This window comes from Wolbachia endosymbiont (group B) of Limnophora tigrina, from assembly GCF_964263235.1.
Lineage (GTDB): Bacteria > Pseudomonadota > Alphaproteobacteria > Rickettsiales > Anaplasmataceae > Wolbachia.
Genome location: NZ_OZ181655.1, coordinates 507,013 through 521,192 on the forward strand (window position 1 = coordinate 507,013; position 14,180 = coordinate 521,192).

Annotated in this window: 14 protein-coding genes and 2 pseudogenes; 10 read left to right on the plus strand and 6 right to left on the minus strand. The window is 35.6% G+C overall.

The genetic code is table 11. The features are described from left to right. Nucleotides 1-167: 167 nt before the first annotated feature. Nucleotides 168-320: pseudogene (locus tag ACE38O_RS02540) on the plus strand (IS4 family transposase); the annotation flags it as partial. Between the two features lie 129 nt (nt 321-449). On the opposite strand, the gene rho reads toward ACE38O_RS02540, so the two are convergent. Together rho and ACE38O_RS02550 are read right to left on the minus strand one after the other, a co-directional pair. Beyond that, nucleotides 450-1,853, minus strand: a complete 1,404-nt coding sequence (gene rho, locus ACE38O_RS02545; protein ID WP_374698985.1) for a transcription termination factor Rho — start codon at nt 1,851-1,853, stop codon at nt 450-452. 193 nt (nt 1,854-2,046) lie between these two features. Next, nucleotides 2,047-2,655, minus strand: coding sequence for a cell cycle transcriptional regulator TrcR (locus tag ACE38O_RS02550; RefSeq protein ID WP_374698986.1), 609 nt, complete (start codon nt 2,653-2,655; stop codon nt 2,047-2,049). Nucleotides 2,656-2,992: 337 nt separating this feature from the next. Between ACE38O_RS02550 and ACE38O_RS02555 the strand changes: the two genes are divergently transcribed. From ACE38O_RS02555 to trpS, 5 genes are all read left to right on the plus strand, one after another. Next, entirely contained in the window at nt 2,993-4,792 is a 1,800-nt protein-coding gene (locus tag ACE38O_RS02555) for a peptidylprolyl isomerase (RefSeq protein WP_374698987.1), read from the plus strand. A gap of 232 nt (nt 4,793-5,024) precedes the next feature. Then, the gene (rpsP, locus tag ACE38O_RS02560) at nt 5,025-5,345 is read left to right on the plus strand and encodes a 30S ribosomal protein S16 (protein ID WP_006279266.1); all 321 of its coding nucleotides are present in this window, start codon (nt 5,025-5,027) and stop codon (nt 5,343-5,345) included. An 11-nt stretch (nt 5,346-5,356) separates the two neighbouring features. Further along, on the plus strand, nt 5,357-6,343 hold the full coding sequence (locus ACE38O_RS02565) for a polyprenyl synthetase family protein (RefSeq protein WP_064124721.1): 987 nt from the start codon (nt 5,357-5,359) through the stop codon (nt 6,341-6,343). A gap of 61 nt (nt 6,344-6,404) precedes the next feature. After that, nucleotides 6,405-6,974, plus strand: a complete 570-nt coding sequence (locus ACE38O_RS02570; protein ID WP_374698988.1) for a nucleotide exchange factor GrpE — start codon at nt 6,405-6,407, stop codon at nt 6,972-6,974. Between the two features lie 17 nt (nt 6,975-6,991). Next, on the plus strand, nt 6,992-7,990 hold the full coding sequence (gene trpS, locus ACE38O_RS02575; protein ID WP_374698989.1) for a tryptophan--tRNA ligase: 999 nt from the start codon (nt 6,992-6,994) through the stop codon (nt 7,988-7,990). A gap of 86 nt (nt 7,991-8,076) precedes the next feature. Here the strand turns inward: trpS and ACE38O_RS02580 are convergent. Then, a pseudogene (locus ACE38O_RS02580) lies at nt 8,077-8,285 on the minus strand (IS256 family transposase); the annotation flags it as partial. A gap of 10 nt (nt 8,286-8,295) precedes the next feature. Next, complete coding sequence (locus ACE38O_RS02585) at nt 8,296-8,811, minus strand: gamma carbonic anhydrase family protein (RefSeq protein ID WP_353270303.1); 516 nt, start codon at nt 8,809-8,811, stop codon at nt 8,296-8,298. A gap of 144 nt (nt 8,812-8,955) precedes the next feature. On the opposite strand from ACE38O_RS02585, the gene secG reads away from it, so the two are divergent. The 3 genes from secG to ACE38O_RS02600 are packed head-to-tail and all read left to right on the plus strand — an operon-like array spanning nt 8,956 to nt 11,316. After that, nucleotides 8,956-9,276 carry a preprotein translocase subunit SecG gene (gene secG, locus ACE38O_RS02590; RefSeq protein WP_096616055.1) on the plus strand — a complete coding sequence of 107 codons (321 nt, stop codon included), beginning with the start codon at nt 8,956-8,958 and terminating at the stop codon, nt 9,274-9,276. Next, nucleotides 9,276-10,880 (plus strand): CTP synthase, encoded by a 1,605-nt coding sequence (locus tag ACE38O_RS02595; protein WP_374698990.1) that lies wholly within the window; start codon nt 9,276-9,278, stop codon nt 10,878-10,880. Before secG ends, ACE38O_RS02595 begins: the two co-directional genes overlap by 1 nt. A 25-nt stretch (nt 10,881-10,905) precedes the next feature. Then, nucleotides 10,906-11,316 carry a nucleoside deaminase gene (locus tag ACE38O_RS02600; protein ID WP_374698991.1) on the plus strand — a complete coding sequence of 137 codons (411 nt, stop codon included), beginning with the start codon at nt 10,906-10,908 and terminating at the stop codon, nt 11,314-11,316. Between the two features lie 106 nt (nt 11,317-11,422). On the opposite strand, the gene ACE38O_RS02605 is transcribed toward ACE38O_RS02600, so the two are convergent. Together ACE38O_RS02605 and ACE38O_RS02615 are read right to left on the minus strand one after the other, a co-directional pair. Continuing rightward, nucleotides 11,423-11,626, minus strand: coding sequence for a hypothetical protein (locus ACE38O_RS02605; RefSeq protein WP_374699117.1), 204 nt, complete (start codon nt 11,624-11,626; stop codon nt 11,423-11,425). Nucleotides 11,627-11,794: 168 nt separating this feature from the next. Then, nucleotides 11,795-13,000, minus strand: coding sequence for an MFS transporter (locus ACE38O_RS02615; protein WP_374698992.1), 1,206 nt, complete (start codon nt 12,998-13,000; stop codon nt 11,795-11,797). Nucleotides 13,001-13,220: 220 nt separating this feature from the next. On the opposite strand from ACE38O_RS02615, the gene ACE38O_RS02620 reads away from it, so the two are divergent. Beyond that, a complete protein-coding gene (locus tag ACE38O_RS02620; protein ID WP_374698993.1) occupies nt 13,221-14,021 on the plus strand; it encodes a hypothetical protein in 801 nt (266 codons plus the stop codon). Nucleotides 14,022-14,180: the final 159 nt, after the last annotated feature.

The following is a 14,180-nucleotide window of genomic DNA, read 5'->3' on the forward strand; positions in this document are numbered from 1 at the left end:
TAGACGGCTATCGTAAAAACAGCTTTTTCACCTGGTTGGAATGTGGGGAAAGGTTCGTGGAAGAATGTTGTCGATATTTTTGACATCACGTCTCAATGGCCAAAATCCCTTCCAAAAGTTACGACTGCTTAGTTCTTTATTCATTCTCACAATCCGTGAACGGTTACTTGTTTTTAGCGTTAAGCAGCAAAATTAATAATTTGAGAATTTTCCTGAAAAAACTTACCACAAACTGGTCACAGTTTTCTGTGAAAGACAGATATAGAAAGACTAGAGTATCCACCTTAAGTTCATTGAATTTTCTTACCTTTGCTTCTTAACTTGACGCGTATAGTTTATTTAACGCTCCCTAAGTTCGCCATTGCCTGAACGGATACAATTATTTTAACTATAAAAGCGATAAAATCTTTTACTTTTTGCTCAGCATATCCATCATAACTGGCTTACTTTTAGTGATTCATGGAGTTAAAAAAGTCAGCATTGCTCTTTGTTAAAAGTAGTTTGTCACGTAAAAATTCCATTGCTTCAACAGGTCCCATAGGATTGAGTATTCTACGCAATACCCATATTTTATTTAGTATAGCCTTATCAACTAATAGCTCTTCCTTCCTTGTTCCGGATTTTGTAATATCAATAGCTGGAAATATACGTTTATCAGAAAGTTTTCTATCAAGTATGATCTCAGCATTTCCTGTACCTTTAAACTCTTCAAAAATAACTTCATCCATTTTTGAGCCAGTCTCTATAAGAGCTGTGGCGATTATAGTTAAAGAACCCCCATTCTCAATATTACGAGCTGCTCCAAAAAAGCGTTTTGGTCTCTGCAGTGCGTTTGAATCTACACCACCAGTTAGAACTTTTCCAGACGAAGGAATAACAGCATTATAAGCACGTGCAAGTCTAGTAATATTGTCAAGTAGAATTACCACATCTTTTTTATGCTCAACCATTCTTTTAGCTTTCTCTATTACTATTTCAGCAAGCTGTACGTGACGGTAAGCAGGCTCATCAAACGTAGAACTTACTACCTCACCTTTTACAGAACGTATCATATCTGTTACTTCTTCAGGCCTTTCATCTATAAGTAACACTATTAATTCTATTTCAGGGTGATTTATAGCTATAGAGTTAGCCATTTGCTGAAGCAATACAGTTTTTCCTGTGCGAGGTGGAGCAACTACTAACGCTCTTTGCCCTTTTCCAAGAGGAGCTACTATATCTATAGCACGCATGCTTAAGCCTTTTTTATCATCACCACTATTACACTCAAGTACTATGCTTTCCTCAGGATAAAGAGGAAGCAAATTATCAAAATGGACGTACTTTCTTAATTCACTGACTTCAGTAGAGTTTATACTTTGAACCTTAGTTAAAGTAAAATATCTTTCTTTATCACCAGGTGGCCTTATTTCTCCACATGCCATATCTCCTGTACGTAAATTAAACTTCTTTATTTGCCCGTTAGAAATATAAACATCATCGGTACTTGGAGCATAATTTGCACTTGCTGAACGTAAGAAGCCGAAACCATCAGGCAATATTTCCACTATTCCACTTCCTGTGGTTACGCCTCCTTCTTCACTCATTTTCTTCATTAAACTGAATATTATTTCCTGCTTTAGCATCCTACCATTGTTTTTACCGTTAGTTGAAATTTTTCTTTCTTCAGCTAGCTCCAACAATTCTTCTGCTGTTTTCTCTTTTAATTCGCTCAGATCTAATGTTTTTCTGTTTTTCTCAGTACCTTCATTGACCATCTGTTTTACTGTATCGTTATTGTGAATTTGCTCATTTTTTTCAGGTTGAGCTGTAACCTTTCCTTTTGCCAAAACATCTTCATTGATTGTTGTCATAATCCTCCAAAAATTTTAATTGATGCTTACTAACCTAAAATGTGACTATAAGATAATAAATTAGGCTGAGCTAGTTTTTAGTGTGTATTAAGCTTAATTTCCATCAAACCACATACTTTACTTACATTATACTAATAAACATTAGCAAGTCAAGTTAATTTAATGTTAATAAAGTACGAAAATTTGAAGATCCTCAATAGCTATTCTTTATATTTTTTAACCTTTCTTGCTTTTCTTTTTCTACTTTCGCTTTTTCCACCTCTGCTTCTAAATTTTCCTGGCTACATAAGCCGAGCAGTACAGGATCTTGGGGTTTTATATTTTGCATGTTATGATGAGATCCATCTCTTACCTGCTCGACTGTGTAATTTGTTGTACTAATTAATTTAGCTATAACGTTATTATCCAAGATAGGAAATTTTTTTACTAAATAATAAATCGCATCAGGTTTATCTCTACGCCTTGCCGTAGAGGCAAAGCCAAGAATGCTACCAATCGCTTTACTCCTTTTTTTTATATTTTTTATAATCAAATTTGGGACACGGTTTGAATTTTTTTTGCAATCATCGATTTCTTTTTCAGTAATTACCCCAGAAATAATAGGGTTATATTTTTCAACTTCTATTTCCTCATCAGCTATGTCTTGTACTTCTTCAAGGGCCAACCTACAGCATTGTGCTATTTGATTAAAAGTTAAACCAGTGTTGTCTACTAACCAAGCAGCTATTTGCATTAGAAACTGTTTATTTCTATCGTTATTGCCCTTAGAAGATTCCATTGACATCAAAAAAGCATCTCCCATTTAAAGTATCCCTTACTGTTATACAGAGCTAAAATATAAACTATTAAAACTAAAAAAGCATTAATTTTGTCATTCAATGACTTTTTGTTTGTCACTTCCCACCTCTTAAGTTAATTAAATGTGCTTACGTTTAAGCATATTTCAAACGATTCAAAAAAATATTTTCCCTTCTTAAGGTATAGTATAACTCAGTCAAACATATGTTTCTATTTAAGAAAAGAGTTAAATTTTAAGTTAATATATTGTAATATTATATATATTGGCTAATAAAGCAACAGGTTTACAAGAATTAAATTATCACTATTCTATAATTAACCATTAATTAACTGAGTTTAAAATGAATGTTAAAAATTTTTTCACTAAAGTAACCGTTGTCCTTTTAGCTTGCTTATTAGTCTTCATGGGAATTGGCAACCTTTTATCAGGTGATGATGAAAAAGAAGAGGTAGCTAGGGTTGGAAAAGAAGTTATAACGTCAGATGAGTATAAATCACTATATCAAAATTATGAAAAGCAAATTTCTGGATCTGATGCGAGTAGAGAACAAGTAAAAAAGCTGAAATATGATTTGCTTAACGCACTTATAGAGCAAAAACTATTGTTTAACCTAATTAGTGAGCTGGGGTTGACAGTTGGAGAAGAGTCTATAAAAAACCATATTAAAAATACCAAATACTTTCAAAATAATAAAGGCGAATTTGACAAAAATAAATTCCATGAAACGCTAAATGACCTGCATATGACAGAGAAAGAGTATATAGCAAAGCTAGAGAAAGTTCTGCCTGCAATGATGTTCATGACTTCGTTATTTAAAGATAATTATCCGGTAACTTTTGGCGAGAGAGTTGATGAGCAGATATACAAAAGTCGCTACCAAACTAGAGTGGTTGATATTGTTAAAATAACTGAAGATGCAGTTACAAACATTCCTGAACCAGATGATCAAGCATTACTTGATTTGTATGAAAGAAATAAATCCCATTTTTATTATCCTGAGTATCGAACTGCGCAATATATTTCCCTAGGCCAAAAGTATTTCGAAGATCAAATCAAGATCTCAGATGAAGAAGTTGATGGTATAATAGAACAACAGGAACTAAAAGATCAAAGAGATGTATTCAATGTAATATTTTCTACCAAAGAAGAAGCTGAGACAGCAAGAAGAGCATTTGAGGAGGGTAAAACAAGCTTTGAACAGATAGTAGGAGAGTTTGGCAAAGCAAAACTTGAGGAAACTAGAGTAAATAATATAACTAAGGATTTTTTACCAGAAGACGTGAGGGAAAAGGTATTTGATCTCAAAGTAGGTGAAGTAAGTGAAGTTTTAGCAAGCAGTTTTGGTTGGCATATAATAAAAGTGGAAAGTGCGCATCAAATCTCTGATGAAGACTTAGTTGATTTAAAAAAAGACATAAAGTCAGTTCTAACTAACCAAAAGTCTTTTGAAAGAGTCAATGATTTCATAAACCAAGTGAACTATAAGATATACAATGGTTCAGAAATTGAAGAAATATTGAGTGAATATAATTTACCTATACAAACTATTGGTCCAGTAGATGCGAGTGGAAAAGATCAAAGCGGTAATAACGTAGGAGATTCTAGTGATTTGATTTCTTTCATTTTTTCGCGAGAAAAGGATCAGAAAGGTTATTTCAAGGGCGTTGGGGACGCTGTTGTTAGTGTAAAAATCATTGATATCGTTCCACCCAAATTGCAAAGTTTTGAAGAAGGCAGGGCATTAGCGGTAGAGCTTTGGTGTAGTGAGTTTATAAAAGAAAGAATGTTTAAAATTGGGCAAGAGGTTGCAGTTCAACTAAGAGAAAAAACAGATTTGGAAGAAATTCAAGGTGTGGAATTAGTTAAAGGTCAGCAGATGCATCGCAATGAACAAAACTACCCCCTTTCTTTTGTAGAAGAGATTTTCAATATGAAAACAACTGGTTCAGTGACAGACCCTATTCAATACAATAATGAAATTATAATAGGTGTTCTAAAAGAAATGTATTCATCAAATGGTAAATTAAACACGCTTGACACCGGAAAACGTGTGATGATATCGCTAAAAGAGCAATTAATTAGCTATCTGGAATCAAAGTATAAAGTCGAAGTTAATCACGCTATACTTGATGATATATAGCCAGATAAGAATTAAATCCTATAAGAACCTGTTTTACCTCAAACGCATCCAGTGCTCCGAACTTGGACCCAGAAACTTACTAAGTGGCTGCATGATGCAAACTAGATTCCAGTGCCCGGTGCTGCCCTACATTATTGGTAATTATATTATAAGGTGCAAAAGTTGTATAATTCATTTGACTTAAAACGGCTCATTGTATAAAATTGTGACTAATATATGAATAAAGGTTAACATGGCAGTTAAAATAAGGTTGGCAAGGTTTGGCGCAAAGAAACGCCCTTTTTATAGGATAGTTGTAGCTGATTCACGAGCACCAAGAGATGGGCGTTTTATTGAGAAAATAGGACAATATGATCCAATGTTACCAAAAGACAATAAAAATCGTGTTGTGGTGAAGGCTGATAGATTAAAACATTGGCTAAGCGTAGGCGCGCAAGCAACTGAAAGAGTACTATGGTTCATTAAAAAAGGCATAGTAACTTTAGAAACAGAACCAAAGAAAACAGAAAAGAAGAAAGTAGAGAACGAGAAAGCACAGGGACAAGAAGCATAAGTCTCTTTAAAATGCTAAATACTGATTTAACAAATAATGGTAAATTAGACGATGTCGTATCTTCTGATTTATCAGCTATGAAGGACTTTATCTTCAAAAATGTCAATGATGAAGGTGCTAAGCTTGCTACTGATATTATATCTCATCTTGTTAGTTCAGGTGGAAAAAAAATAAGGCCTAAACTAGTTTTTATTATATGTAAAATGCTAAACTATTCTGGGGAGGATAGGATCAACGTTGCTGCATCGGTAGAGTTTATACACAATGCTACTTTACTTCATGATGATGTGCTCGATGAAAGTGAGGCACGCCATGGAGTTAAAACAGCGAATAAGATTTGGGGAAATAAATCAAGCATTTTAGTTGGTGATCTATTGTTGACTCTAGCATTTAGATGGCTTATAGAGTGTGGAAATTTAAATATTCTCTCTATTTTATCTAAAGCATCGCATTTACTTGTGAAGGGTGAAATAAAGCAGATGACAACACGTTTTGACCCCCACACAGTCAGGGAAAATTATTTTGATATCATTGGAGAAAAGACAGCATCTTTATTTTCTGCATGCTGTGAAGCTGCATCTACGGTATCTGGTGCAACAAATGACGAAACAGAGAGGCTAAAGAATTTTGGTTTTAATTTTGGTATGGCATTTCAAATAGTTGATGATATGCTCGATTATACTGCTAATCAAGGCACTTCTGGAAAACAAGTCGGAAAAGACTTTTTCGAAGGTAAAGTCACCTTACCTGCTATTATAGCATACGAAAAGGGCAGTCCAGCAGAGCAAAAATTCTGGGAAAAATGCTTTTCTTCAGCTAGACACAATTTTGACCAAGCATTACACTATATTAATCACCATAATGCCATTCAGCTTTCTATGGAAAAAGCTAGACACTACATTAATATGGCACAAAATGATATTAGTACTTTTTCTGATTCTTTTTATAAAACTACTTTAATTGACTTTTTAAATGCGAGCATAGAAAGACGAATGTAGCTGGCGCTTGATATTTTCGAATTAATTGCTATATATTTATTAGATTCTTAAGGGTAATAATATGTCAGATAGCAGTAAAGAGAAAAAGAAGAAGTTTGCTGATATGGTAAGTAGGCAGAAAGGTGACGACCAACAAAGTGATAACCATAAGCAAACTGATGATTTAAATGAAGATCTCAATACATTAAAAGAACGTGCAGCTCAGCTTGAAGATCATTTACGCCGTGCTGTTGCAGATAATGAAAACGTCAAACGTATAATGCAAAAGCAAACTAGCGATGCAAGTGACTATGCAGTCACAAAATTTGCACGTGATATGATCGACTCGTGCGACAATTTAAAAAAAGTAATGGAAAACTTGAAAGATGGTGATCCTGTTCATGAGGGGATTAAAGTAGCTTATCAAAAAATTATAAATGATCTAAAAAAACATGGAATAGAGGAAGTAGATCCACTTGGTGAGCTTTTTGATAGTAATTTACACCAAGCTGTTGTGGAAAGAGAAGACAATGAAAAAGAGCCTGGCACTATTATAGAAGTACTACAGACTGGTTATACTATCAAAAATAGGTTGCTCCGTCCTGCAATGGTTATTCTTTCTAAGAAATCTGCCGATTATGGAAGCGATTAGCATGAGGTAAATGTGTAATGACAGGAATTGTTTTTTCAGGTATTCAACCAAGTGGCGTACTACATTTAGGTAATTATCTTGGTGCAATCAAGCAGTGGATAGGCTTACAGGATAAATATAAATCTCTTTTTTGTATTGTCGATCTACATGCAATCACAGCAAATAAGCTTCCCGCAAGTGAATTAAAAAGTAATATTTTCAAAACAGCAGCAGCTTATATCGCATGTGGAATAGATCCAGAAAAGTCCATTATTTTTAGTCAGTCTACGGTTAGTGGTCATGCAGAACTGGGCTGGCTGCTTGGGTGCTATACACCAATTGGTTGGCTCAGTCGCATGACTCAGTTTAAAGACAAAGCCGGCGGCGATAAACAAAAAGCCTCTCTTGGATTATATAGTTATCCAGTACTTATGGCTGCAGATATATTGTTGTATCAAACTAAATACGTTCCTGTTGGTGATGATCAAAAACAGCATTTGGAGCTTGCACGTGATATTGCATCAGCTTTTAACAATCATTATAAACTGGATCATTTCATCGTACCTGAAATTTTAACTTTGGATTGCACATCAAGAATAATGAGCTTAAGAGATGGTACAAGCAAGATGAGTAAATCTGACCCTTCAGAATATTCATGCATTAACCTTGATGATACAGATGACTTAATTGTTAAAAAAATAGAAAAAGCAAAAACAGATTCAATTCTAGGCTTTGATTTTGCTACTTTAGAGTGCCGACCAGAAATAAGCAATTTGATAAACATTTATTCAGTGCTTAGTAATTTAAATGTGGAAAAAGTGTGTGAAGAAGTGAACAAACATGACATGAAACACTTCAAAAAAGAGTTAGCTGATTTAATTATCAGTGTTATGTTACCCATACGTGAGGGGATGAATGATCTTTTAAAAGACCAATTCCATTTACATGAAATATTAAAAAAAGGTACAAAGAAAGCAGCAGAAATTGCAACCCATAATATAAAAGAAATCAAGGATATTATTGGATTTGCTCAATAGACCTCTTGCATAACCTAAGGAATCAATTCAAAATTGTAAAAACAGGCAATAAGGAAATGTTCAAAAAAGTGTGTCAAACCGCATTTTTAACTCAACTCAATTTTCAATCTACCAGGAAAGAAAATATCAAGTTGAGATATAGTTAAAACCCAATTAGGATAGTCCAATTTTGCTCTGCCTTTTTTATAGCACAATATACCTGTTTGTACAAGCTAGTAAATGAGCCCTTAGTTTTAGTGAATTTTCTAATCTGTCTATGCAGTCCCTCAATAGGGTTGGTAGTATAAATTAGCCTCACGCGAACTTTAATTTTTATATTCTTTCATTAGCATAATATAATTTTGTGCTGATTGTGTAATATGTTTAATTTCTTCATTTGACATTTTTTTGAAGAATTTTGCTGGCCTACCAGCCCATATTTCCCCACTTTTTATTACTTTTCCATGTGTCACTAGTGAGCCAGCAGCTACCATAGCTTCAGACTCCACAACTGCATGGTCCATCACGGTAGAGCCCATACCAATAAACGCTTTATCATGCACCGTGCATGCATGCAACATACAAAAATGTCCCACTGTTACCATGCTGCCAATAATTGTGTCACCACCTGGGTTTCTATCCACATGAATTACTGTTCCATCTTGAATATTTGTTCCATTACCTATTTTTATTGATCCAACGTCCCCTCTGACCACACAATTAAACCAGATGCTTGCATCTCTTCCTATTTCAACCTTGCCTATGATATGCGAACCACCTGCGATGAAAGCACTTTCGTCTATTTTTGGTTCATAATCTTTGTATTTTAAAATGTGATACATATTAAGCCCAAAGTCTTATGCATATGTTAATCAAAATAAGGTAGGCAGTAAATACATACTTAGATTTCAAGCTACTTGGGTGACAGATGTTCTTGACTTACGTGCTTTGTACTGCTAAGGTTTTTATTTTCAGCCCTATCTATAATGTCAGTAGCGGTATTAAGTATATTTCAAATAATATTGGTTGTTGTGTTAGTAATTTTAGTGCTCTTGCAGCCGCCTGGGAGTAGTTCGTTAAGTGGTTTTAGTAATGTACAACAGGGAGTCAATTCGATGATTCCGGTGAAATCTTCTGAAAACCCGCTCAGCAGAATAACGGCTATTGTTGCTGGATTGTTTATTATAAACACATTGCTATTGTCAGGATTATATTCAAAAGACGTACATAAAAAATCGATTGCAGAGAAAATTATATTAGAAAAAAAGCAAGAAAGTGAACCTACTTCTGTTCCATTTGAAAATTAATGAAGGAAGCTAAATTTATCTTTGTCACAGGTGGAGTTGTGTCATCGCTTGGTAAAGGCTTAGTTGCTTCAAGCGTTGGTGCGCTTCTTCAAGCTTATGGTTTTAAGATCCGTATCAGAAAACTTGACCCGTATCTCAACATTGATCCTGGGACAATGAACCCAACTCAGCACGGAGAGGTATTTGTTACCGAGGATGGTGCTGAAACTGATTTGGATCTTGGGCATTATGAGCGTTTTACTGGAATTAAAGCAACAAAAGATGACAATATAACAACTGGTAAAATCTATCATGAGTTGTTGAAGAAAGAGAGGCGTGGTGATTATCTGGGCAAAACTGTGCAAGTCATTCCTCATGTGACAGATTTAATCAAATCGTTCATTTTTAATGGTACGGAAGGTTTAGATTTTGTAATATGTGAAATAGGCGGAACTGTAGGTGACATTGAAAGCCAACCATTTTTGGAGGCTATACGCCAAGTTAACTACACATTAGGAAAACAAAGAGTTATCCTTATTCACTTAACTTTAATACCATATCTTACCGCAGCGCAAGAATTAAAGACAAAACCAACGCAACATTCAGTTCGAGAGTTAAATTCCGCGGGGTTACAACCAGATATTATATTATGCCGCAGTGAGAAAGAAATTTTCGATAATCAGAGAGAGAAAATAGCTAAGCTTTGCAATGTTTCTTTGTCCAATGTGATACCTGCTCCTGATGTGAGTCATATATATGAGTTACCGGTGTTGTATAGCCAATGTGGGCTTGATACGCAAATTTTGGAGCACTTTCATTTAAGTGAGCCAAAACCAAGCTTGATTGAATGGGATCAAATAGTGCATTTCATAAGGCACCCAACACAGGAAGTTACTGTGTCTATAGTGGGAAAATACACCGAATTCCCTGATGCGTATAAATCACTAGTTGAAGCATTAAATCATGGTGCAATTAGTAATAAAGTCAAAGTAAAGATAAATTGGGTTAACTCAAGAGAGAAGGAAGAAAAACCTATAAATGAAAAGCTTATAGGGGAGAAGTTACAGAATTCTCATGCAGTTCTTGTCCCAGGGGGGTTTGGTGATGACGGAGTAGAGGGTAAAATATTAGCAATAAATTATGCCCGTACAAATAATATCCCATTTTTCGGAATTTGCCTTGGTATGCAGCTTGCAATTATTGAGTTTGCTCGTAATGTTGTTAAGCTTGAAGATGCACACTCTGAAGAATTTCATAACTGTAAACATCCAATCGTTAAGTTAGCTGGCGATCAAGATGACGATCTTGGTGGAACCATGAGACTTGGGGCATACAAATGTAATATAAATGCAAGCTCTAAAATGATGGATGCATATAGTAACACTACTATTTCAGAGAGACACAGGCATAGATACATAATCAATTCAGATTATAAAGATGATTTGGAAAAAAATGGGCTGCTATGCAGTGGCATATCAGAAGATGGAACATGTATAGAGGCAGTGGAGTTGGAGAATCATCCATGGTTTATTGGTGTACAGTTTCATCCAGAGTTTCAATCAAAGCCGTTTTCTCCTCATCCTCTTTTCGTGTCGTTCGTTAAAGCAGCAATTGATAAGAAATAAGTGCCTAGTGTTTAAGTATCAATATATGGAGCTTGCCATAGAGCAAGCCAAACTCGCTCAAAAAAATGATGAGGTGCCAATAGGTGCTGTAATAGTTAGTGGAAGCAATATCGTTTCTTCTGCACACAATATATCCAATGATCCAACTGCACATGCAGAGATGTTAGCGATCAGACAAGCATTTTCAACTTCCACGCTTTGTGATGCTGATATGTACGTAACATTAGAACCATGTCCGATGTGTGCTCAAGCTATTTCCTTTGCCAGGATTAAACGATTGTACTTTGGGGCTTATAATCCAAAAGGTGGAGGAATTGAAAATGGTGCTAAGATATTTCAATTTTGCAGTCATATACCCGAAGTTTATGGTGGAATATTAGAAACAGAATGCTCTTTTTTGTTAAAGGATTTTTTTGAGAAACTAAGGAACATTTGATAAATCGTCATGCTACTTGTTTTCCGATACAAAATCGTCATCCCGCTACGTGTTAGCGGGATCTATGCTAGGAGATACCGTGACGGTATGGCGGTTAAGTAATTCGTCATTCCAGCGCGTAACGCACAACTATACAAACATTGTCCACCAGCAGGGTGTCATCCGAGTAGCTGACACTGCCCTCCTTTGTCATCCCAGTGCCCAGACACTGGGATCCAGAAGACTTAATTTTAACCAAGTGGCTGCATAATAAAGGCTGGATTCCAGTGTCAAGCACTGGAATGACATTACAGGGACACTGGGATGACATCATCCTTTTCTCTGGATTCCAGACTGGAATGACAGCAGTCCTACGTCATACCGTCACGGTATCTCTAGATCCCGCTAACAAGCAGCGGGATGACGGTTGTCAGGGTGTCAGCTACTTAGATGAAACCCTTTCCCGGTGGAGATCACTATCAAATCACATAGGAGAAAACTAAGACCAATCAAATTTCTTATCTTGCGGTTTTATTTGCAATATTGCTACCACACTGACCAACAAGCAGAAGACTATATAAAGCCCAGCAGCAAGGTTTGTTTGAGGAAATGTTACAGTCAACCAAATACAAACCATAGGAGTAAATCCTCCATGTAACGCATAAGAGATATTGCGTGATAAGCTCACACCACTAAATCTAACATTGGTAGGAAAGAGTTCAGATGCAACTATTCCTATGGGAACTATACCTCTTTCTATTATAGAAAGAGCCATTACACTAAGCATAATTATAAGGTAATTTTTGTAGTAATATGCAATAGATAACGCAGGACAACATAGTGCCATTGTAATTGCTATAAATAAGATTGCAGTGCGCTCTTTTCCAACTTTATCAGCCAACATTCCAAACGCTATTGAAGATATCGGCATTAATATACTGGTTATAATCAATACAATTTCGTTGATATATGTTGTTACATAAACATCCACTGATGCTATTTCCTTTGCGAGTGTTCGAAGAAATATGGTAAATCCGACAGCAACATTAACAGGTACAGATATTAAAATAGCAAGTATAAGAGCTCTCTTGTGGCGCTTTATAAGCTCTATTATTGGCAAATCAGGTAAATTTCTTTGTTTTCGATTTTTTTCATATGCTGGAGTTTCTCCCAATGTGTATATGCTATACGCGCTAATTAATCCTAAAATAGCTGAGAAAATAAATGGCAATCTCCAACCCCAGATACAAAAATCAGTAGTTTTTTTGCAGATAATTACTATCACCGCAGAAAGCAAGACACCAATGGAACGACCAAAGCCCATTATTCCAAAATACATCCCTAAGTTTTCTTTCCTACTGGATAAATGCTCTATAAGATAAACAGAACTTCCTTGTTCACCACCAAGTGCAATCCCTTGTATAACATGGATTGAAAGAAGTAACACAGTAGAAATTATACCTACTTGATTGTGACTTGGAATAAATGCAATGAGACTTGATGGTATCGATATTAGCAAGATAGTAATTATTAATGCTATCCTTCTTCCATACCTGTCACCAATGTGACCAAATATGAATGCACCAAGTGGCCTTACAATTGCGCCTAGCCCTACAATTCCAAATAATTGCAGTATGTTACTGTAGACATCTTTTGCAAAACAAAACTCTCTGCTGATTATGTTAACCAAGTCAGTGAAGAGCATATAATCATACCATATTGCGATTCTGCAGAGTATGGTTGATATCAACACCCTTGTTTGCACTAAATTCAATTCGTAAATGTTTGCTTATTATATTCTGGCTGCTTTTTGGGATTTTACAACCTAAACATATATAGCTAAACTGATTTAGATTTACCGACAATTTGAAAAACCGTCATTCCGCTACTAGTTAGCGGAATCTATACCGCGAATGGATTGCGGTATGACGTGGGGAAACCTTTCTTGGGTTAGCTATAGAGTTGACTTTTTTATTATGGTGTGTGATAATTGCAGTGTTATTAAGTTTAGTGGTAAGGTTATAATGGATATAGCTTATTTAGCAGCACTTATATCAGCAGCTATAATAAAAATAGTAATAGCAATACTCTGTGCTATAATATTTATAGGTATTCTCTTTATGTTATTTAAAGGAATTAAAGAACTCTTAGATTCAAAAGGACTTCTATCCATCTTGAAAACAGTAGGTGTAATTTCTATAATACTATCAATTATATCTCTCCCACTTATTATATTAAGCCTTACTACTCCGTCACCTCTGATAGTAGGTATAGTAGGTGGTATTGTTGGCTCTATTTCCATAATACCATTGATAGCAGCTTACATTTTTCTTTCAATAGCATGGAAAACATTAACTCAACAGCCTGAAGACTATCAGCTCTTGTTCTTCATTCCTTTACTGTTTATTGGAAACATCGTAGCTGGAGCTTGTATTGCTGCAAGTGGTGTTTTTCCAATATGTAAAGTAGATTCCTTAACATCTTTATCAGCAGCACTAGAGTCCTTATCCATGGTAGGAATACACGCACTAGCGCTTACGATCGTAACTGCAATTGGAGTAGCTATTGTAATCGAGCTCGCTAAGCAAGCTAAGGAGTACATATCAGGTAAAATAATGCAAGCAGAAAAAGAACCTGTGACTGATACACATGAAGAACCAGGCTCTAAAATGGAAGAAGCAGAAGAAGAAAAAGCTGTTCGAGATGAGTGGGAAGTACCATCCTAGTGTCCGCTACTCAAATGACATAGTGAGGCGTCATCCCGCGCAGAATAATTAACCGTCATACCGCTGCGGCGCTAACAAGTAGCGGTATGACGATTGTCAGGGTGTCATCCTAGTAGTGTGACACTGGTTCCTTTATGAAGGTGTCATCCCAGTGCCTTT

What these genes read in the sequence shown, in the direction of transcription:
- rho (WP_374698985.1), bottom strand. Translation starts at nt 1,853, where the DNA reads ATGACAACAATCAATGAAGATGTTTTGGCAAAAGGAAAGGTTACAGCT.
- ACE38O_RS02550 (WP_374698986.1), bottom strand. Translation starts at nt 2,655, where the DNA reads ATGGGAGATGCTTTTTTGATGTCAATGGAATCTTCTAAGGGCAATAAC.
- ACE38O_RS02555 (WP_374698987.1), top strand. Translation starts at nt 2,993, where the DNA reads ATGAATGTTAAAAATTTTTTCACTAAAGTAACCGTTGTCCTTTTAGCT.
- rpsP (WP_006279266.1), top strand. Translation starts at nt 5,025, where the DNA reads ATGGCAGTTAAAATAAGGTTGGCAAGGTTTGGCGCAAAGAAACGCCCT.
- ACE38O_RS02565 (WP_064124721.1), top strand. Translation starts at nt 5,357, where the DNA reads ATGCTAAATACTGATTTAACAAATAATGGTAAATTAGACGATGTCGTA.
- ACE38O_RS02570 (WP_374698988.1), top strand. Translation starts at nt 6,405, where the DNA reads ATGTCAGATAGCAGTAAAGAGAAAAAGAAGAAGTTTGCTGATATGGTA.
- trpS (WP_374698989.1), top strand. Translation starts at nt 6,992, where the DNA reads ATGACAGGAATTGTTTTTTCAGGTATTCAACCAAGTGGCGTACTACAT.
- ACE38O_RS02585 (WP_353270303.1), bottom strand. Translation starts at nt 8,811, where the DNA reads ATGTATCACATTTTAAAATACAAAGATTATGAACCAAAAATAGACGAA.
- secG (WP_096616055.1), top strand. Translation starts at nt 8,956, where the DNA reads ATGTCAGTAGCGGTATTAAGTATATTTCAAATAATATTGGTTGTTGTG.
- ACE38O_RS02595 (WP_374698990.1), top strand. Translation starts at nt 9,276, where the DNA reads ATGAAGGAAGCTAAATTTATCTTTGTCACAGGTGGAGTTGTGTCATCG.
- ACE38O_RS02600 (WP_374698991.1), top strand. Translation starts at nt 10,906, where the DNA reads ATGGAGCTTGCCATAGAGCAAGCCAAACTCGCTCAAAAAAATGATGAG.
- ACE38O_RS02605 (WP_374699117.1), bottom strand. Translation starts at nt 11,626, where the DNA reads ATGTCATCCCAGTGTCCCTGTAATGTCATTCCAGTGCTTGACACTGGA.
- ACE38O_RS02615 (WP_374698992.1), bottom strand. Translation starts at nt 13,000, where the DNA reads ATGCTCTTCACTGACTTGGTTAACATAATCAGCAGAGAGTTTTGTTTT.
- ACE38O_RS02620 (WP_374698993.1), top strand. Translation starts at nt 13,221, where the DNA reads ATGACGTGGGGAAACCTTTCTTGGGTTAGCTATAGAGTTGACTTTTTT.